Here is a 19561-nt window from a genome sequence, read left to right as displayed (position 1 = left end):
ACGAAGGCAGAGTTCGGTTTTCGTAGGGTGCGCATTTATGCGCACCTGGAATCAGAACTGCCACCTAACGCCAACGTTATAGCGCCAGCCTTTGGCACCGTTGCCCTCGATCTCTTTGCGATAATCCGCCTCAGCATACAGCGACACATCCTTCTGCAAGGTCGCTGTGCCGCCGGCGCCCAGTTCCCACATTTGACCAAACTGCCCGCTGCTGAAGATGGCGCCAAACGCCGGATTATCCACCGAAGATACCGACGTATCCGCCGTGCCGCCCCAACCTTTGTAGTAGTTGGCGCGCAGATAAGGCGTGTATTGACGATTGCTGTCGTCGGTCCACGTACGATCAAGACGCGCGCCCAAACGACCAATGGTTTGGTTGTAATCGCCGTAACGTACCTTGTTGCCGTCTTTATCGGTGAAGTCGTCCATATTCAGCTTCATGTACATCAGCTGCGCTTGCGGCTCCAGTTTGTAGCCATCGCCCAACTCAAACGGATAGCCGCTCTCCAGCGATGCCGTCCAGCCATTACCTTTCAGCTTCGCCACCTCTTGCGTGCGCGCAATATCGGTTTCGCCGCGATGCCAGTCAAACGACAGCACACCATCCAGATAGAAACCGCTTTGACGTTGCCAAGTGCCGTAAAACGCCAGGCTGTCGCTGTCGAAGGTGGTGCTGCTGTAGCCGTCGGCCGCATGTGGACGAATACGCGTATTACCGCGCGTATAGGCTAAACCGCCGCGCAGGCTATCTTGCTCGCCATCCAGACGCAGCAGATTGCCGCCCACCTGCACCGCGCTGTAATCGAGGTCAAAATCATAGCCGAAGTCGCGGAAACTCTTATCACTCTTGTACTTCAGGTTCGAGCCGATGTAGCGCAGGAACATCTCGCCGCCGTTGCCTTCCGGACGCGTCTGCTCGTGGCGCAGTTCGCCGAGGCGTTTATGCAGATCGTCGATAATCGCTGCAGTGTAATAGGCTAAACCGACCGGCGCGGACACATACGAAGGCACTTGCGGCACCACCGCTGGACGCGAATCGTAGCTTTGCGGCGTACCAAAGGCATCGGTGACGAAGGTCGGCTGGCAGCTGTTGCTATCTTCACACACGTAGTAGTTCGCCAGACGGTAATCCCAATAGTTATTGCCGCTGCCGCTGACTAAACGTTGATTGGGATCGCTGCTGCCCGGTGCAAAGGTGTAGAGCCGATATTGCCACGGCCCGGCGCCGAGATAGCCATCTTTTAGCGCGAAGCTGTTAGCGCTGGCATTGCCGCCGACCTGCGCCAGCGAGATCCCTTCGTTGCCTTCCACGCCACCGTTTTGATTGAGATCGGTGAGTGCGCCGGTGCTGGCATCGGCAAGTTTCACGTTAACCAGCGTGGTACCGCTGGCATTGCCGGTGACGTTGAGATGGTCGGTGAACTGGTTGCTCAGCGCACCGCCCTCATTCAGGTTGGTGACCAGATTGAGCTGGCCGCCGCTCGATGCCAGCGAGCCCGCGATATCCAGCGTATTGCCCGGCGACCCCGCGCCGTTGGTGAGATCCAGCGTACCGGCGTTGTTCACCACCAGCGAATCCGCCGTTCCACCCGACAGCGTTGGATGCACGTTATCGCCGGCGAACAGCGTTGATCCCGCATCAACATTGATGGTGCTGTGCGCCAGCTGCAGGTTATCGGTTAGCGTCCATTTAGTGTTAGCGAAGTTGATGGTGCTCCAGCCCCTGCCGAGGTTGACCCCTTTGCTGAGATCGTCGGCGCTGAAGCTCCCGCCGCGTGAATCGATCTGGTTGAAGGTTAAGGTGTTACCGGTGCCAGCGCCGCTGGTGAGATGGTACGTGGTACCGAGATCGACATTACTCACTTCAGCGGTGTTGTTGTTGTCGTTGCCCATCGTCAGGCTGCCGTTGAGCGTACCGCCCGTCCAGCGGAACAGATCCGATCCGCCGCCTGGATTGATATCGCCCTGCACCGCGCCTTCCGTCAGCAGGATTTCGTCATCGGCGTTGCTGCCCGCCACCGCCACGGTTTGTGGATTGGCGGTGATGATGTTGCCGAGGTTCTCGAAAATGGTTTTGCCACCGCGCAGATCCACCACCGGCGCCGTCAGGCTGTTAGAAGTGAAGTTGCCGGTATTGACGATGGTGCCTGCGGTGCTGGATACCAGCGCCGATCCACCCGCCGCATTATCGATATTCACATTGGCGGCGGTGGTGACATTGCCCGTGGTATTGGCGCGAATACCGGTGCCGCCCGCGCCGGTAACATTAAACTGATAGCCCGAACCTAATGTCAGATCGCCGCTGGTGGTCGAACCATCGGCATTGGCGATGTTCAAGCCGCTGCCGCTGCCGTTCACGTTGGTGGTCACGGTTGAAGCCGGATCGAACGGTACGGCGGTACGAATACCGTTACCGTCGCCGACGTTAATGGTGAGATTGCTCAGGCCGACGTTGCTCAACTCGGCGCGGTTTTCGATGCCGTTGCCGCTGCCCAGCACGTTCACCGTGGCGTCGCTGGCACTGAGTGCGGTCGCGCCGCTATCCAGCAAAATGCCGTGCGCATTGCCGCGCGTGGTGATCACCGTGTCGCTGCCGGTTAAAGCCAGTTGCGCGCCATCGCTAATGCGCACGCCCGCCGTGCCGTTATCGACATTAATGGTGCCGCCTTTCGCCAGCGTGCTGCCGCTGCCGGAGACATCCAGCCCGGTGCCGTTGGCCACGTTGACCACGCCGTTGTTGGTCAGCGTACTGCCAGCGCGCGAACGGATACCGATGTTGTTGCTGCCGGTAAGATTCACATTGCCGTTGTTGACCAGTTCTGCGCCGTTGGTGACGTCAAAGCCAATTGCGCCGTTACCCGCGCCGCTGACGTTGCCGTTGCTGGTGACGCGGGTGGCCGCCGCGCTGCCATCCAGCGCATTACTCAAATCGGTACGCAGATTATTCACCAGCACGCCAACCGCGTTGCTGCCGCTGAGATTGATGCTGCTGCCGCTATCCAGCGTGGCGTTCGCGCCGCCTTCTGCGCGGATTGCCGTGCTGCCCTGGCCGCTGGCGGTGAAGTTGGCGTTGCTGCTATTCAGGCTACTGCCGCTGCCGGAGATAATCACACCGGTGCTGTTGCTAGCGCTGGAGGTAATGGTTGTTGGAGAGGCGAAACTTAGCGCCGCGCCATCATCAATGCGATAGCCGGTTGAACCGCTGCTGTTGATATCTAAGGCGTTGGTGGCGGAGCTGATGCGCGATCCGCTGCCCGCCGCGTGATAGGCGATCTGGTCGCTGTTGTTGAATATCGGCGCTGAACCGGCGGCGATATTCACCAGTGCGCCGTTTAGCGCTTCCGCGCCGATCGCGCCGGTGCCGTTGAGATTCAACGTGCCACCATTCAGGTTCGCTACCGCGCGATTCCCACTGGCGCTGACGCCGCGACTGCGATTAGTGGTGCTGCCGCCGTTAACGTTGATGGTGCCGGTGTTGTTGGCGGTGGTGGCAAAGGTGCTGCTGCCGCTGTTCACCGCGATGCCGGTGCCGCCATCGTTGATATTGATATTGCCGCTGTTGGTGCCGGTTGCGCCGCTTTCCACGCGAATGCCGGTGGAATTGGCGCCGGTAAAGGTGATATCGCCGGTGTTGGTTAGCTGCGCGCGATTGCGTGCCACGTAGCCGGTCAATCCACTCTGCGAAGCATTTAAAGACGCCGCAGAATTGAGGCTGGTGCTGGTCACAGGCGAGCCGCTGTTTCTGCCGAAGATATCGTGTTTTTGTCCGTCAACAATCGCACCGATCGCATTGCTGCCGGTGAGATTCATGGTGGTTGCCGCGTTAATCACGCCATTTGCGCCACCTTCCACCGTGATGCCATTGGCGCCGCTGCCGCTGACGTTGATCACCGCCGCACCACTGTTAACATCGGTGCCTGCGCCGCTGCCGAGCACGGCGGTAGATCCGGCGCCCGACGCAGTGAGCGATAAGGCATTGCCGTTAAAGTCTGCGCCCTGCTCAACGCGGAACAGCGTCGAGTTCTGCGTAGTGACATCAAAGGGATTATTGCCCAGCACGTTGATTAGCGCATTGGGGCCATAAGCGAAGAAGGCGATCTGGTTGGTGCCGTTAGAAAAGGTCGGTACGGCAGCCGGATCCACAGTTACCGTGGAGTTCCCGCGCGCATGCACGCCAATCGCGCCATTGCCGCTGAGGTTAATCGGTCCATCAACGGTGGCCTGCGCCGTGCCCGTTCCTTGCCCTTCCACCCACACGCCATAGTTGCGCGTGCCGCTGGCCGGATCGGCGCCGCCCGCCACGTTAATGGTGCCGGTTGAGGTGGCGCTGGCGGTGTTGCCATTGGTGGCCAGCACTTTCAGACCGGTGCCGTTCACGCCATTCAGATTGATGGTGCCCGCGTTATTGATGTTGCCCGCGCTGTTGTTCACCAGCATACCGACGTTTTCGCGCGGTATCGTTGCGGCCGCACCGTTCACATTGATGGTGCCGTTGTTGATCATGGTGGCGTTATTAGCACCCGTCGCCGACATCCCCGCTGCGTTTTGCGTTTTCGTCCCGATGGTAATGCTGCCATCGTTTACCGCGTTGCCGTTGGCGACCAAGGCGATACCGCTGGTGAGCCCGCTCTGGTTCATCGCGGTATCCGCCGTCGCCTCACCCAGGCTGTTCTGCGGGCCGCGACCAATGTAGATATTGCCGCTGGCGTTATTGGTAAAGCTGGATGTGGCATCGGTCAGTAACACGCCGGATGCGGTGCCGCGCGCACTCGAACCGTTAACGCCGACGTTGATATTGCCGCTGTTATTGGCGGTGGATGACACACCAAGATTGATGCCGGCCACGCCATACTGTGAATTGCTGCCGGTGGTGGCGAAATTGAGGATGCCGTTGTTATTGAAGGTACTGCCGGTTTGCACGGCTACGCCGTTGGCACCGTAGCCGGTCGAGCCAATGCCGGTGCCATCCTGACGATTGAGGAATCCGCCGTTAATCACACCGTTGTTAATCCCGCTGCTGTTGTCGGTTAGCACCAGCGCCGTACCGTTATTGGTGATGCTGCCTCGGCTCGCCAGCTTGCCATCAATCACTGCTTGCGCGCCGTTCGAGGCTTTAATCGCTCCACCCGTTGCGCCCACCACTTCCAGCGTTTTACCTGCCGCCAGATTCACTTTCGCGCCCGCGCCACTGGCATTAATCACAATGCGATTGCCAATGGATTGCGTGACTTCATCTGGCGGTGTGGCGCTAACGTTGTAGACGATGTTGGCATTGGTGAAGGTGACGGCTTTGTTGAATTCGGTGAGATAGCGCGTTTTATCGAGGTTGCCTGCCTGTAGCTGGCTGATCAGCCAGTTATTGTAGCTTTGCAGTTGGCTGGCGTTAGTGACGGTAAAACTGGTGCTTTTGCCATCCAGCGTCTGCACGCTGAAACCACCGTTATAAGTGGCAAGATTTTGCACCTGATAGCTGCTGGTGGCCGATCCTGCGCCGTCTGGCGTGGCGGTTGCTCCGAAGAAGCTGATGCGGTTGTTGCTGTTCCAGTTCACCGTGCCGGTGCCGCTCACATCAAACAGCTGCGTCTTCTTGGCTGCCATGGTCCAGCTGTTGGTGCTGGCGCTGCTGAGCGCATTGGCCTGGCCGATATTCACATTCAGCGTACCGCCGGTGACATCGGCAATGCGCGCGTCGATATATTGGCCATTATTGACGTTTTGCACATCCGGCACGCTAGTGGCGCTGGTGACGGGCGCTAATGCGACAAGACTCGCAGAGTTATAAACCTGGAACGTGCTGTTGGTGCCGGTGGCCGCATCGGGCGTAGTGATAGCAAAGTTTTGCGGGCCGGGATCAAGGCGATCCTGATTGAGATATTGCGATCCCGAGGTGATTGCTACTTGCCCGAGCGTGGTGGTGACTGCGCCATCTGTTCCTGCCGTGAACGCCTGATTGCCGGTGAGGGTTTCATTGCCGCTGCTGACGGTAATTTTACCTATTTGATTGTCATTATTTTCTGGTGTGTAAGTCCCCAACGTAACAGCCTGACTTTGCATTGCTGGATAGATCAGCAATTGCGCCGTCAACATCCCTAATGCGATAGGATTTAATTTAAACCTCATACTTCCTCCAGTGGGCGTGCAGCGTCCGCGCTGTTTTTGCAACAGCGTTAAATTCATCGCGAGGGGATAAAACGGCAGGTTAATACCAATCCCGTGTAGCAATCTAATTTGAGAACAACTGTGTGAAGAAATACGGTGCAGCGAAAAAAGGGATGGATTTTTTGTTATAGATTAATTGGCTTTAGGTATAGACATTTTTACTACTCAATGCAAAAGGCAATTATGAGTAACCTATTGTGATTTCGGGGAATTAATTGCGATGCAGGTTGGATATTATAAATATATTAAGTCCATTTTAAATTTTAGGTCTAGCTTTCTATCTCCTTAATAAATCCTTTATTTTTAACTGACACTTTACTTACAAACGGTACTTAATGGATTAACGGGATAGTGCCAGGATAAGCGATACGAGAGAGTTTAAAAGTGTGATCGGAATCACGTTTAGGTAAGGTCGCCATAAATGGCGACCTTACAGGGAGTTGGTTTTGTAGGGTCGCCATTTATGGCGACCTGGTCGATGCACGCACTTCACTCAACTCAAATCCACATCGCGGGTGCCGCCCCACCAGGTAAAGGCAAACCCGCCAATCCACGCCACAATCAACCCGGCGAGATACACCGCCATCCCGGCAAAAATGCCCTGCGATGAAGTCATTAGCGGCAGCGTGACTAAACCGGAAGGGCCAAACACGGTGTTCATTCCCACTGGCAATCCCAGCCACGCCACCAGCCCGATAAAGAAGCCGCCCAGCGCGCCGCCAAAGCAGGCGGTAATAAACGGCTTCAGACGCGGCAGCGTGACGCCATAAATCAGCGGTTCGCCGACACCGAGCAAACCTGGCACAATCGCGCCTTTGATCTGTTTACGCAGCTGCGAGTGTTTGTCCGCTTTACACCATAACGCCAGCGAGGCGCCAACCTGCCCGGCGCCAGCCATCGCCAGAATGGGAAAGAGCGAGTTAAAGCCCTGGGTTTCCATCAGCGCGAAATAGACCGGAATAAAGCCCTGATGAATGCCAAACATCACCGCAATCAAAAACAGTCCGGCCAAAATAGCGCAACCAAATGGATTGTTATTGAGATGAATAAACAACCATGACATGCCTTTAAACAGTTCACCGCCAATCGGCATAATCACCAGGAATGTCACCGCGCCGGTAATTAATAACGTCAGCAACGACGTCAGGATCATATCGAGATTATCGGGAATGATTTTTCGCAGCTGTTTCTCAATCCAGGCACCAAATATCGCCGCCAGCAGCACGCCTATAATATTGCCGCGTGGATCGATCACCATGCCGAAGAAATCCTGCATCCCGCTGTAATAGCCAACTTTGGCGTCAGGCACATAACCGAGCACAAACAGCGAGGCGATAATGGCGCCGTTGACGCCGGTCCCACCAAAGGCTTTCTGCGCGTTGTAGCCGATCAAAATACTCAGGAAGGTAAACAGCCCTTTGCCGAACACCTTCATGTACGCCACGGTATCCAGCAGCCAGCGCGCATGATCGCCCGGCTGATTGAGGTGGAAGATCTGTTCAATTAGCGTGGCGAAACCCAGCAATAAACCGGCACCGATAAAACCGGGGATCAGCGGCGTAAAGATGGTGGCAAAGCAGGAGAGAAAACGGTGCAGCGCGCTGGTCTGTTTCGCCTTCATCTGCTGCTTTTGCGCGCTGGCGATGGCCTGCAGATCGCCTGGCGGTTGTTGATTGAGCAGCGCCTGCATTTTCTCCGCTGCGGTTTGTGCTTTGCCGGGCCCGAGCACGATCTGCAGCTGCGCATCGCTGTCGATCACACCCAGCACGCCCGGCAGCGTTTTGAGTGTGGCGCTATCCACCTGCGTGGCATCGTTGAGCGTCAGGCGCAGACGCGTCATGCAGTTGCCGCACTGCAGCACGTTGCTGGCGCCGCCCACTGCCTGCAGAATATCGCGCACCAGACCTTCGGTAATGGCCGCCATCATTGCGCTCCTGCGTCACGTAACGCGTTGCGAATAAAGCCCTGATTCTGACTCAGCAGCGATTTCGCTTCATCGGCAGTTAATCCCGCCAGCACCATGACAATCGCGGTTTTACAATGCCCATTACACGCCGCCAGCGCCTGCTGCGCGGTGGCATCGTCACAGTCGGTGGCTTGTTTGACGATGTTCACCTGGCGCTGCACCAGTTTCTGATTAGTGGCTTCCACATCGACCATCAGATTGCCGTACACCTTGCCGCTGCGAATCATCGCGCCGGTGGTGAGCATATTGAGCACCAGCTTCTGCGCCGTTCCGGCCTTCATGCGCGATGAACCGGTGACCACTTCCGGGCCCACCACCGGCGTCAACGCCAGATCCGCAGCCTGCGACATCGGGCTGTTGGGATTGCAGGTTAACGCCGCAGTAAATGCGCCCTGCTGACGCGCATACGCCAGCGCGCCCAGCACATATGGCGTGCGGCCGCTGGCGGCAATTCCGACCAGCACATCGTTAGCATTGAACTCGATATCACGCAGATCCTGCGCGCCTTGCTCAACATTGTCTTCGGCGTTTTCCACCGCCTGCAGAATCGCGGTGTGGCCACCGGCAATCAGCCCAACCACCTGGCTGCGCGGCGTGCCAAAGGTCGGCGGACATTCGCTGGCATCCAGAATCCCCAAACGACCCGACGTGCCCGCGCCGCAATAGATCAGGCGACCGCCTTTGCTGAAGGCTTGGGTGATGGCATCCACCACCTGCGTAATCTGCGGCACGATGGCTTCCACCGCCAGCGCCACTTTTTTGTCTTCATCATTAATCACCCGCAGCATGGCTTCGGTAGACAGCTCATCAATGTTCTGACTGGCGGGATTACGACCTTCGGTGATCATCTGGCTGAGATCGATCTGCATGGGACACTCCGGTGAGAGAATAATTTATTCGTAAAACTATATATCATACAGAATTGTTAATTCCTCTGCCGCGCGGGATTTTTTTGCTTTTTGCCGCAGCAGGCATAAAAAAACCCGCCGAAGCGGGTCTTTTATGGGTTCAGGCGTTTGCTAACTCTTTGCGCGCTAGCGCGGCCAAAAATCCACTTCTGGAACCATATTCACGATGATGATCGACATAGCTATCGATTTTAGTTAATAGATTCTGTGGCAAGGTGATGTTGAGTTTTACCGCTTTGCCTTCATAGCGGCTGAGATCGATATCGACAAAGGCCCAATAACCACCCTGACAATTTTCATCCTCAATATGCGTTTCAATGCTCGTTGCCACCGGCACCTCGTAACCCGCATCAGTCGACGACTCTACATGCGCATCGATCGCAGCAGAAGCATCAGTTAATGCATCATCCACTGTCTCGCCAGCAAAAAAACATCCAACAACATCCGGTACAAAGCCAGAATAGGTGTTGCTTTCTGTCTTATGAAGATAAACGGGGAATCTCATGCTGAGCCCTCACTTTAATATGTTTAAAAACGACTTTTGAAAACATGAAAGCATTGCCATGCCTGCTGCAACTGGCATGGCTAATTCGTCCAAATCGGGGGCCAGGCCCCCGTAAAATTAGTTCATTAGCTTAAGTAGCTTACGTACTGTTCCAGTTGCCAGGTCTTTCTCAGGATGAGGGAGCGAAATATGGTAAGGCTTGTCCATTCGTACGAATATATGATGGCTTCCCTTAACACGATCTAACACCCACCCTCGCTCCAACAACATCCTGATCAGCTCCCTGCTGCTCAATACAACCTCCTGATGTCTCCAGCCTAATAAATATACCCACTATAACCACCGAACAAAAGTTTTAGTGGTTATAGTGGGTATAAATTTAAGAGAAATTTGAGATATAGAGTTATAAGACTTGTCTGCAGCGGGCATAAAAAAACCCGCCGAAGCGGGTTTCAGTGCGTAGCGGTCGCCATGAATGGCGACCCTACGACGTTATTAACTGGCGCTTTGTGTGCGCAGCTGCTGCTCGTAGGCGGCGGCTTGTTTGGTGTCGAACTGGTCTTCCCAGCGCGCAATCACCAGCACTGCCAGCGCGTTACCGATCACGTTCAGCGCGGTGCGCGCCATGTCCATGATGCGATCCACACCGGCGATAAACGCCAGACCTTCCAGCGGAATGCCCACGCTGCCCAGCGTTGCCAGCAGCACCACGAAGGAAACGCCCGGCACGCCGGCGATGCCTTTCGACGTCACCATCAGCGTCAGCACCAGAATGATCTCGTCGGTCAGCGACAGGTCGATGCCATACAGCTGGGCGATAAAGATCGCCGCGATGCTCTGGTACAGCGTTGAACCGTCGAGATTGAACGAGTAACCGGTTGGCACCACGAAGCTGGTGATGGCTTTCGGCGCACCGTAGGCTTCCATCTTCTGCATGATGCGCGGCAGCACGGTTTCTGAGCTGGAAGTGGAATAGGCAAGAATCAGCTCGTCTTTCAGAATGCGCATCAGCGTAGTAATGCGCAGCTTACAGAAGCGCGCCACCGTGCCGAGCACCACGAAAGCAAAGAACAGAATCGCCACGTACACCAGCAGCACCAGCTTGGCGAGCGGATAGAGCGAGGCAAAACCGAAGTTCGCAATGGTGACCGCAATCAACGCAAACACGCCGACTGGCGCATAACGCATGATCATGTGCGTCACTTTAAACATGGTTTCGGAAATAGAACGGAATACCGTGACCAGCGGATCGCGATGTTCCGATGGCAGCGCCGACAAGCCCATACCAAACAGCACCGAGAAGAAGATAATCGGCAGCATGTCGCCCTTCACCAGCGAGGCGAAGATGTTCTGCGGGATCAGCGACAGAATGGTGGTGACCAGACCGTGCGGTGCGCCCTGAACGGCTTCGGTTGTGGCTTCGTATTTAGAGATGTCCACCGTTGCCAGCGTTGACATATCAATGCCGCTGCCGGGTTGGAATACGTTGGCCAGCGTGATGCCGACCACAATGGCAATGGTGGTGATCACTTCAAAATAGATAATGGTTTTGACACCAATACGTCCGAGCTTTTTCGCATCACCCACGCCAGCAATGCCGACAATCAGTGAGGAGATAACAATCGGTACCACAATCATCTTGATCAGATGAATAAAGATGTCACCCGCTGGCGTCAGAATGTTAGTGATTAACCATTCACGATCGTCGGGCTGATTATGCAGCACGGTTCCCACAATCACGCCCAAAATCAGCGCGACGAGGATTTGCCATGCAAGGGTGAACTTAAAACCTTTCATAACGCGTTATTTCCTCAGTTAAAAACCCCTTTGCTCTGCTGCGAAGGTGCAGGAGAAATGTCACACAGGGAAGTGAGCAAAAGCCCGATAAAATAGAGGGTTATTTATGACTACGTCGGTTACAGCTGTGCAGGCATTTTGCGCCTGCGGAGTGATGCAGTCTGAGTTGATACCTGCTGAACAGGGCCGAGATAAGTACCATTTTCACTACGGTAAATGCAACCCCCGGCGTGATAGCGCAAATCTTATTCAGGTTAGTAGCATAAAATGCTGACAAAGGTTAACAGCCATAACTCGCTGTTATGAAAAGTGTTAATTCGATAAGTTTCAGCATAGCTATGCAATATTGCGCAAAAAGCGGCCCGGCGCGTTTGCTGATTATTTGCACAGAAGAAGCAGAAATCTCTTAGGCTTAAAGCAGAAGATCGGACTGATCGCGCGGCGTTTTGACTCCGCGTTCGTGGGACATTTGGCGGTGATAAAAGGTCGTGATCCAGACTACAAAACAGAAACAAAGCCCTGTCGCGCTCTTCAATTAACCATTGATTGACATATGATTAACATCTTCAAGGAGGTCAGCCATGAGCCAAATACACAAGCATCCCGTACCCGCTGCCATTGCAGCGAATGCTCTCATTAATGCCGATCAGTATGCGGCGCTGTATCAACAATCGGTTGACGATCCCGACACCTTTTGGGGTGAGCAAGGCAAAATCCTCGACTGGATTAAGCCTTACAGCAAAGTGAAAAATACCTCCTTTGCCCCCGGCAATATTTCAATCCGCTGGTATGAAGACGGTACGCTGAACCTTGCCGCCAACTGCCTCGATCGCCATTTGGCCACGCGTGGCGATCATCCCGCCATCATCTGGGAAGGCGACGACGCCAGCGAAAGCAAAACCATTACTTTCCGCGAACTGCATGCGGACGTCTGCCGCTTTGCCAATGTGCTCGGCAGCCTGGGCGTGAAGAAAGGCGACGTGGTAGCAGTCTATATGCCGATGGTGCCCGAAGCCGCCGTGGCGATGCTGGCCTGTGCGCGCATTGGCGCGGTGCACTCGGTAATCTTCGGTGGCTTCTCACCGGAAGCGGTCGCCGGGCGCGTGGTCGATTCCAACGCCAAACTGATCATCACCGCCGATGAAGGCGTACGCGCCGGACGCAGCATTCCGCTGAAGAAAAACGTCGATGATGCCCTGAACAATCCGAACGTCACTACGGTAAAAAATGTGGTGGTGTTTAAGCGCACCGGTAAAGACACCGGCTGGCGCGAAGGCCGCGATCTGTGGTGGCACGATCTGGTGGCGAAGGCCAGCGATCAGCACCAACCGGTCGCCGTTGATGCCGAACATCCGCTGTTTATCCTTTATACCTCCGGTTCTACCGGCAAACCGAAAGGCGTGCTGCACACCACCGGCGGTTATCTGGTGTATGCCGCCAGCACCTTCAAGTATGTGTTTGATTATCATCCGGATGATGTTTACTGGTGCACGGCTGATGTCGGCTGGATCACCGGTCACAGCTATCTGATTTACGGTCCGCTGGCGTGCGGCGCAACCACGCTGATGTTTGAAGGCGTGCCGAACTGGCCGAAGCCGAGCCGCATGGCGGAAGTGGTGGATAAACATAAGGTCACGCTGCTGTATACCGCGCCAACCGCGATTCGCGCGCTGATGGCCGAAGGTGATAAAGCGATTGAAGGCACCGATCGCAGCAGCCTGCGCATCATGGGTTCGGTGGGCGAACCGATCAACCCGGAAGCGTGGGAGTGGTATTACAAGAAGATTGGCGACAGCCGTTGCCCAATCGTCGATACCTGGTGGCAAACCGAAACCGGCGGCTTCATGATTACGCCGTTGCCCGGTGCGACCGAACTGAAAGCCGGTTCCGCCACCAAACCGTTCTTCGGCGTGCAGCCTGCGCTGGTGGATAACGAAGGCAACCCGCTTGAGGGCGCGACCGAAGGCAACCTGGTGATCGTCGATTCCTGGCCAGGCCAGGCGCGTACGCTCTATGGCGATCACGATCGTTTCGAGCAAACCTATTTCTCCACCTTTAAAAATCGCTACTTCAGCGGTGACGGCGCGCGCCGTGATGAAGATGGTTATTACTGGATCACCGGCCGCGTCGATGATGTGCTGAACGTTTCCGGTCACCGTCTTGGCACCGCCGAGATTGAATCGGCGCTGGTGTCGCATCCGAAGATTGCCGAAGCTGCGGTGGTGGGCATTCCGCACAGCATCAAAGGCCAGGCGATCTACGCTTATATCACGCTCAACCACGGCGAAGAGCCGTCGCCAGAGCTGTATACCGAAGTGCGTAACTGGGTGCGTAAAGAGATTGGCCCGATTGCCACGCCGGATGTGCTGCACTGGACCGACTCGCTGCCAAAAACCCGCTCCGGCAAGATTATGCGTCGCATTCTGCGCAAAATCGCTGCGGGCGATACCAGCAATCTCGGCGATACCTCTACGCTGGCCGATCCGGGCGTGGTAGAGAAATTGCTGGAGGAGAAACAGTCCATCACCATGCCGTAACCGGCTTCTGTTGTAGGGGCGACCATTTGGCCGCCCTTATATGCCACGTATTTCTGAGTTCGCACAACTTATAAAACTAGAATATTCAGCCAGTTAAATCATTTAATCGTGAGTATGCTGGCCGCCTTGCCTCTGGAGAAAATGTGATGAACGAAACCCCTGAACAGGAAGCAGTCTGGCAACAAGTCGAGAATAATCCGCGCTTTCATGAGCTGGTGCACAAGCGCCAGGCGTTTGCGCTGCTGCTCAGCGTGATCATGCTGGTGCTCTACATCGGCTTTATTCTGTTAATCGCCTTTGCGCCCGCCTGGCTCGGTACGCCGCTGCACGCGGGCACTAACGTCACGCGCGGCATTCCGATTGGCGTCGGTTTAATCGTGATGTCATTCGTGCTGACCGGCGTTTACGTGTGGCGCGCCAACGGCGAGTTTGATCGTCTGACCAAACAGATCCTGAGCGAGGTGAAATCATGAAGCGCCTGCTTTCGGTGTTTTTAGCCATCGTGCCGGCCAGCGTGTTTGCCGCCGATGCCATTACCGGCGCGGTACAACGGCAAGCCACCAACTATGAAGCCATCATCATGTTCGTGGTGTTTGTCGCCGCGACGCTTGGCATCACGTATTGGGCTTCCAAACGTACCCGCTCACGCAGCGATTACTACACCGCAGGCGGCAATATCACCGGTTTCCAGAATGGCCTCGCCATCGCAGGTGACTTTATGTCCGCCGCCTCTTTCCTCGGTATTTCTGCTCTGGTTTACACCTCGGGTTACGACGGGCTGATCTACTCGCTCGGCTTCCTCGTCGGCTGGCCGATGATCCTGTTTTTGATTGCCGAACGGTTGCGTAACCTCGGGCGCTATACCTTTGCCGATGTCGCTTCTTATCGCCTCGCGCAGAAACCGATCCGAACGCTGTCGGCCTGCGGCTCGCTGGTGGTGGTGGCGCTCTATCTGATCGCACAGATGGTCGGTGCCGGTAAGCTGATCCAGCTGCTGTTTGGCCTCGATTACCATATCGCGGTGGTGATGGTCGGCATTTTGATGGTGCTGTACGTGCTGTTCGGCGGCATGCTGGCGACCACCTGGGTGCAGATCATTAAAGCGGTGCTGCTGCTGTTTGGCGCCAGCTTTATGGCGATTATGGTGATGAAAGCCGTTGGCTTTAGCTTCAATACGCTGTTCACCGAAGCGATGGCGGTGCACCCGAAAGGCGCGGCGATCATGCAGCCTGGCGGGCTGGTGAAAGATCCGATCTCGGCGCTCTCATTAGGTCTCGGTTTGATGTTCGGTACCGCCGGTTTGCCGCATATTCTGATGCGCTTCTTCACCGTGGCCGATGCGCGTGAAGCACGTAAAAGCGTGTTCTGGGCTACCGGCTTTATGGGCTACTTCTACTTCCTGACCTTTATTATCGGCTTCGGCGCGATTTTGCTGGTGGGAGCGAATCCAGCCTTCAAAGACGCCAGCGGCGCGCTGCTCGGCGGCACCAATATGGCGGCGGTGCATCTGGCGAATGCGGTCGGCGGTAGCCTGTTCCTCGGCTTTATCTCGGCAGTGGCCTTCGCCACCATTCTGGCGGTGGTGGCAGGTTTGACACTGGCGGGCGCGTCGGCGGTTTCACACGATCTCTATGCCAGCGTGATCCGCGAAGGTAAGGCGACGGAGCGCGACGAACTGCGCATCTCGAAGATCACCGTGCTGGTGTTGGGCGTGGTGGCGATTGCGTTGGGGATTCTGTTTGAGAAACAGAACATTGCCTTCATGGTCGGCCTGGCGTTCTCGATTGCGGCCAGCTGTAACTTCCCGATTATTTTGCTGTCGATGTACTGGTCGAAACTGACCACGCGCGGCGCGATGGTGGGCGGCTGGCTGGGACTGATCACTGCGGTGCTGCTGATGATCCTTGGCCCGACGATTTGGGTGCAGGTATTGGGGCACGAGAAACCGATTTATCCGTATGAGTATCCGGCGCTATTCTCGATGCTGGCGGCGTTTATCGGTATCTGGCTGTTCTCGATTACCGACCATTCAGCACGCGGTGCGCAGGAACGTGCGCGCTTCCGTGGGCAGTTTATTCGCTCGCAGACGGGGATTGGGATTTCGCAGGGTAAATCGCATTAGTGAGGATGTTAAAAGGGTCGCCATGAATGGCGACCCTACGGATAGGGTGCGCATTGATGCGCACCTGGTTACCTCATTAGAAACGCAGTGACGCGCCAACGTACGGGCCATCGACCAGTACGTTATCTTTGCGGCTGCCTTTGTTGTTCAGCTCGATGTACTGATAACCCACACGCAGGTTCAGCAGTGAAATCGGCGTAAAGCTCAGGCCGCCCGAGGCTTCCTGGTAGCTATCCAGACGATCGGAGAAGGCTTCTGGCGCATAGTAATATTCGCCGTACAGGCCCCACATGCTGTTGAAGCTGTATTGCGCTGCACCACCCACTGCCACGGTGAAGCCATCACGACCATCTTCCGGATGGGTGAACAGCGCTTTCGCGGTAGGAGCAATGCGGAAATCGCCCACGTCGATGTTATAGCCGAGGCCCGCACCGTAAGTGCTGCCATCGTGATCGCTGCGCAGCCAGTTGCCTTTCAGGAACAGGCCCGGTGAAGTGGTGCCGAGGCCAAGGTTCAGGTTGGTGCTATGCTCACCCACGTCAACACTGCCCTCAATTGCCTGCGCGCCGCTGCTCAGCAGTGCCAGACCCAATACGCTTCCAGTAACAAGTTGCTTTAACATGTGATTCCACTCCATGAAGGACAATTAATTCGGCGGCAAGGGTACCAGCCTGGCGACGAGAGACAACATTATTTGGAAAGCTTTACGTAAAAATGGATTACAGCGGGGAAAACGGCCAGTTAAGGCCGTTTAGATGATTAGAAACTGACGGCAGCGCCAGCAAACAAGCCGTTGATTAAGCGCTGGTCGTTGTGGCCATATTTTCCATACGTTGACAGATAGCTGTAACCGGAACGCAGAATCAGCCAGTTAACCGGTTGATACTGAACCCCCGCCTCAAACTGATACAGGTGGTGCACATGACGCGTGGCGAAATCCGGGGCCATGCTGTAATCGAGGTACAGCCAGGTTTGCTCCACGATAGGTAGTGGCGCCATGAAGCGAACGCCCGCATTAGCACCTCTGGCATTGGATTTATCGTTATCGAGATCGGCCCAGAACAAACCGACGCGCGGCGCGATTTGCAACGCACCCAGCGCAAAACCGTATCCTAGATGACCCTCAACCAACTGTGACTTATGCTCACCGTTGATGTATTGCACGCCATATTGCATGCCCGGTGCGGTTTTTTCAGTGTTGATGGCGGCAGAGAAGAAATCACTGCCACCTTTAATGCCAACTTCTGCGGCATTGATCCCAGTGGAGGCCAGCATCAGACCCAATGCTAAAACATGTTTTTTCATCGTCGCTTCCTTTCATTGTTTGCGTGCCCAAACAATAAGCAAAGCGATTGCTAACCTAAATAAGGCATGGCTCGAAAATGGACCTTTTACGCCGTCCATAATAAATGGCTAAGCAGCGGCGCAAGAATCACCGTCACGACACCTGACAGCATCATCACCAGGCTGGACACCACGCCTTCCTGCTGGCCGAGTTGGTAAGCGCGCGCGGTACCTGCGCCGTGTGATGCCGCACCAAATCCCGCGCCTTTGGCGACGCCTTGTTTGATGGCGATACGCAGAAACAGCACATCGCCCACCGCCATACCGAACACGCCGGTGATCACCACAAACAGCGCCACCAGATCCGGCTGGCCACCAATTGGCTGCGCGGCTGCCAGCGCAAACGGCGTGGTAATCGAGCGTACCGCCAGGCTGCGCTGGATGGTTTCCGGCAGCGTCAGCAAGCGCGCCAGCCACACCGAACTGCATACCGCCACCAGCGTGGCAGTCAGCACGCCCACGCTCAGCGACAACCAGTGACGCTTGATGATTTCGAGGTTCTCATACACCGGCACGGCAAACGCCAGCGTGGCCGGACCGAGCAACCAAATCAGCCAGTGACTTTCAGCGATGTAATTTTTCCAGCTGACATGAGTGAGCAGCAGCAGCGCCACCAGCACCAGCGGCGTCAAGACCAGCGGCATCAACAACAGCGTGCGCCAGCGACGATAGAGAATCTTATTGAGGTAATAGACCAGCAGCGTAAACGCCAGACACAGCAGGCTAATCAGCAGATCATTCATGATGGGCCTGCTTGCGGGCGGCGCGCGCCAGTTCGAAGCGATATAAACGATCGACCACCAGTGAAGTCGAAGCCAGTACCAGCAGGGTACTGACGCCAATCACCACGCAAATGCGCCAGCCTTCACTGCGCAGCAAATCGCTGTAATTCACCACCGCCACCACCGCTGGAATAAAGAACAGCAGCATTTCCGCCAGCAGCCAGTTAGCACCGGCTTTCACCCAGCGCAGCGGCACGATGCGCGTCATGATTAACACCAGCAGCAGCACCATGCCAACCACATTGGCCGGCAGCGGCAAATGCAGCCAGCTCACCAGTCTGTCGCTGAAAATAAACAAACCGACATACAGCACCAGCTGCAGCGGAACAAATGTACGTTGCAGGAGATCCGTTCTGCGCGGACTTAATGCCATCATTGCCTTGCACCCTGAGGAAGAATTGAGGTGCCCAGTATAAATCCGCCGCAAACTGTGAAAGAAATGAATTAAAATCATTCAAACTATGCCAAAAAGGAATGTTTATGGACGTGCGCGCCCTGCGCTATTTCACAGAAGTGGTGCGTCAGCAAAGCTTCACCCGCGCCGCAGAGAAGCTGTTCGTGACGCAGCCGACCATCAGCAAAATGTTGCGTCAGCTGGAAGAGGAGCTCGGCTGCACCTTGCTGCTGCGTGAAGGCCGCAAACTGCATCTTACTGATAGCGGCCAGGCGGTTTACCAGCGCGGATTGGTGATTTTGCAGGAGTTTCATCAGCTTGAGGCGCAGTTGGGTGATATCAACCAGTTGAAAACCGGCGAGCTGCGGCTGGGGATTCCGCCGATGGTCGGCATGCAGATGGCCGGATCGATCTCCGCCTTTCGCCGCCGTTATCCGGGCGTACAGCTGAAAATATCCGAGTTTGGCGGCTTAACCGCGCAGCAAGCGGTGCTGAGTGGCGCGCTGGATATCGCCCTCACCGCGCTGCCGATTGAGTCAGAACTGCCGCTCAACACGCTGGAGTTGATGCACCATCCGCTGTGCGTGCTGCTGCCGCGCAGTGAACAATGGCGCGATCACCATAAAGTTGGATTAGCGGAGTTAGCCGAACATCCGCTACTGATCCTCAATGAAGAGTTCGCGCTGAATCGCCAGATTCGCAAAGCGTTCCAACGCCAGAAACTGACGCCGACTATTGCGCTGCGCAGCGCGCAGTGGGATTTTCTCGCCGCGATGGTGCAGGCGGGCATGGGATTGGCGATTCTGCCGGAGCCCATTTGTCAGCGGCTGGATAAACAATCGCTGCTGTGGCTGCCGCTGGAATCGGAGTTGCAGTGGAGCTTAGGGCTGATTTGGCGCGAAGGCAGTTATCTGTCGCGTAGCGCCGAGGCGTGGATTGAGTGTTGTCGTGAGCACTGGCCGGATAGTGCGCCGCGGCTGTCGGTGTGAAAACGGCCACAGCGCATTAATGTAAATAGGTCGCCATGAATGGCGACCCTACGTTTGT

Annotated in this window: 14 protein-coding genes; 4 read left to right on the top strand and 10 right to left on the bottom strand. The window is 55.8% G+C overall.

Features of this window, described 5'->3' with window-relative positions:
- Positions 1 to 51: 51 nt before the first annotated feature.
- The 6 genes from NR302_RS01780 to gltP form a co-directional block, all read right to left on the bottom strand.
- Entirely contained in the window at positions 52 to 6120 is a 6069-nt protein-coding gene (locus tag NR302_RS01780) for an autotransporter outer membrane beta-barrel domain-containing protein (protein ID WP_258144380.1), read from the bottom strand.
- A gap of 532 nt (positions 6121 to 6652) precedes the next feature.
- Positions 6653 to 8083: a PTS N-acetylmuramic acid transporter subunit IIBC gene (gene murP, locus NR302_RS01775; RefSeq protein ID WP_154154877.1), complete on the bottom strand. Its 1431-nt coding sequence runs from the start codon at positions 8081 to 8083 to the stop codon at positions 6653 to 6655.
- Entirely contained in the window at positions 8083 to 8994 is a 912-nt protein-coding gene (murQ, locus tag NR302_RS01770; RefSeq protein WP_154154687.1) for an N-acetylmuramic acid 6-phosphate etherase, read from the bottom strand. The genes murP and murQ overlap by 1 nt, the downstream gene beginning before the upstream one ends.
- A 139-nt stretch (positions 8995 to 9133) precedes the next feature.
- Positions 9134 to 9538 (bottom strand): type II toxin-antitoxin system HicB family antitoxin, encoded by a 405-nt coding sequence (locus NR302_RS01765; protein WP_154154690.1) that lies wholly within the window; start codon positions 9536 to 9538, stop codon positions 9134 to 9136.
- A gap of 117 nt (positions 9539 to 9655) precedes the next feature.
- A complete protein-coding gene (locus NR302_RS01760; protein WP_073980697.1) occupies positions 9656 to 9832 on the bottom strand; it encodes a type II toxin-antitoxin system HicA family toxin in 177 nt (58 codons plus the stop codon).
- A 201-nt stretch (positions 9833 to 10033) separates the two neighbouring features.
- A complete protein-coding gene (gene gltP / locus NR302_RS01755; RefSeq protein WP_061718358.1) occupies positions 10034 to 11335 on the bottom strand; it encodes a glutamate/aspartate:proton symporter GltP in 1302 nt (433 codons plus the stop codon).
- Between the two features lie 581 nt (positions 11336 to 11916).
- Here gltP and acs point away from each other — a divergent pair.
- From acs to actP, 3 genes are all read left to right on the top strand, one after another.
- Entirely contained in the window at positions 11917 to 13872 is a 1956-nt protein-coding gene (gene acs, locus NR302_RS01750) for an acetate--CoA ligase (protein WP_258144379.1), read from the top strand.
- A gap of 146 nt (positions 13873 to 14018) precedes the next feature.
- On the top strand, positions 14019 to 14345 hold the full coding sequence (locus NR302_RS01745; RefSeq protein ID WP_008109989.1) for a DUF485 domain-containing protein: 327 nt from the start codon (positions 14019 to 14021) through the stop codon (positions 14343 to 14345).
- Positions 14342 to 15994: a cation/acetate symporter ActP gene (gene actP / locus NR302_RS01740; RefSeq protein WP_008109988.1), complete on the top strand. Its 1653-nt coding sequence runs from the start codon at positions 14342 to 14344 to the stop codon at positions 15992 to 15994. The genes NR302_RS01745 and actP overlap by 4 nt, the downstream gene beginning before the upstream one ends.
- Positions 15995 to 16070: 76 nt before the next feature.
- On the opposite strand, the gene NR302_RS01735 is transcribed toward actP, so the two are convergent.
- The 4 genes from NR302_RS01735 to NR302_RS01720 form a co-directional block, all read right to left on the bottom strand.
- Positions 16071 to 16616 (bottom strand): YfaZ family outer membrane protein, encoded by a 546-nt coding sequence (locus NR302_RS01735; protein WP_008109987.1) that lies wholly within the window; start codon positions 16614 to 16616, stop codon positions 16071 to 16073.
- 137 nt (positions 16617 to 16753) lie between these two features.
- Positions 16754 to 17299, bottom strand: a complete 546-nt coding sequence (locus NR302_RS01730; RefSeq protein WP_258144378.1) for a YfaZ family protein — start codon at positions 17297 to 17299, stop codon at positions 16754 to 16756.
- An 86-nt stretch (positions 17300 to 17385) separates the two neighbouring features.
- Entirely contained in the window at positions 17386 to 18081 is a 696-nt protein-coding gene (locus NR302_RS01725; protein WP_258144377.1) for an LrgB family protein, read from the bottom strand.
- Entirely contained in the window at positions 18074 to 18496 is a 423-nt protein-coding gene (locus NR302_RS01720; RefSeq protein WP_008109984.1) for a CidA/LrgA family protein, read from the bottom strand. Before NR302_RS01720 ends, NR302_RS01725 begins: the two co-directional genes overlap by 8 nt.
- A gap of 104 nt (positions 18497 to 18600) precedes the next feature.
- Here NR302_RS01720 and NR302_RS01715 point away from each other — a divergent pair, with 104 nt between their 5' ends.
- Positions 18601 to 19503 (top strand): LysR family transcriptional regulator, encoded by a 903-nt coding sequence (locus tag NR302_RS01715; protein ID WP_258144376.1) that lies wholly within the window; start codon positions 18601 to 18603, stop codon positions 19501 to 19503.
- The last annotated feature ends 58 nt before the right edge of the window (positions 19504 to 19561 follow it).

This window comes from Pantoea sp. SOD02 (assembly GCF_024707505.1).
In the GTDB taxonomy this organism is placed as follows: Bacteria; Pseudomonadota; Gammaproteobacteria; order Enterobacterales; family Enterobacteriaceae; genus Pantoea; species Pantoea symbiotica.
The sequence above is the reverse complement of the archived record's forward strand: the minus strand, read 5'-3'. Positions and strand labels throughout refer to the sequence as shown.

Coding starts and splice junctions, on each gene's coding strand:
- NR302_RS01780 (WP_258144380.1), bottom strand. CDS start 6,120: ATGAGGTTTAAATTAAATCCTATCGCATTAGGGATGTTGACGGCGCAA.
- murP (WP_154154877.1), bottom strand. CDS start 8,083: ATGGCGGCCATTACCGAAGGTCTGGTGCGCGATATTCTGCAGGCAGTG.
- murQ (WP_154154687.1), bottom strand. CDS start 8,994: ATGCAGATCGATCTCAGCCAGATGATCACCGAAGGTCGTAATCCCGCC.
- NR302_RS01765 (WP_154154690.1), bottom strand. CDS start 9,538: ATGAGATTCCCCGTTTATCTTCATAAGACAGAAAGCAACACCTATTCT.
- gltP (WP_061718358.1), bottom strand. CDS start 11,335: ATGAAAGGTTTTAAGTTCACCCTTGCATGGCAAATCCTCGTCGCGCTG.
- acs (WP_258144379.1), top strand. CDS start 11,917: ATGAGCCAAATACACAAGCATCCCGTACCCGCTGCCATTGCAGCGAAT.
- NR302_RS01745 (WP_008109989.1), top strand. CDS start 14,019: ATGAACGAAACCCCTGAACAGGAAGCAGTCTGGCAACAAGTCGAGAAT.
- actP (WP_008109988.1), top strand. CDS start 14,342: ATGAAGCGCCTGCTTTCGGTGTTTTTAGCCATCGTGCCGGCCAGCGTG.
- NR302_RS01735 (WP_008109987.1), bottom strand. CDS start 16,616: ATGTTAAAGCAACTTGTTACTGGAAGCGTATTGGGTCTGGCACTGCTG.
- NR302_RS01730 (WP_258144378.1), bottom strand. CDS start 17,299: ATGAAAAAACATGTTTTAGCATTGGGTCTGATGCTGGCCTCCACTGGG.
- NR302_RS01725 (WP_258144377.1), bottom strand. CDS start 18,081: ATGAATGATCTGCTGATTAGCCTGCTGTGTCTGGCGTTTACGCTGCTG.
- NR302_RS01720 (WP_008109984.1), bottom strand. CDS start 18,496: ATGATGGCATTAAGTCCGCGCAGAACGGATCTCCTGCAACGTACATTT.
- NR302_RS01715 (WP_258144376.1), top strand. CDS start 18,601: ATGGACGTGCGCGCCCTGCGCTATTTCACAGAAGTGGTGCGTCAGCAA.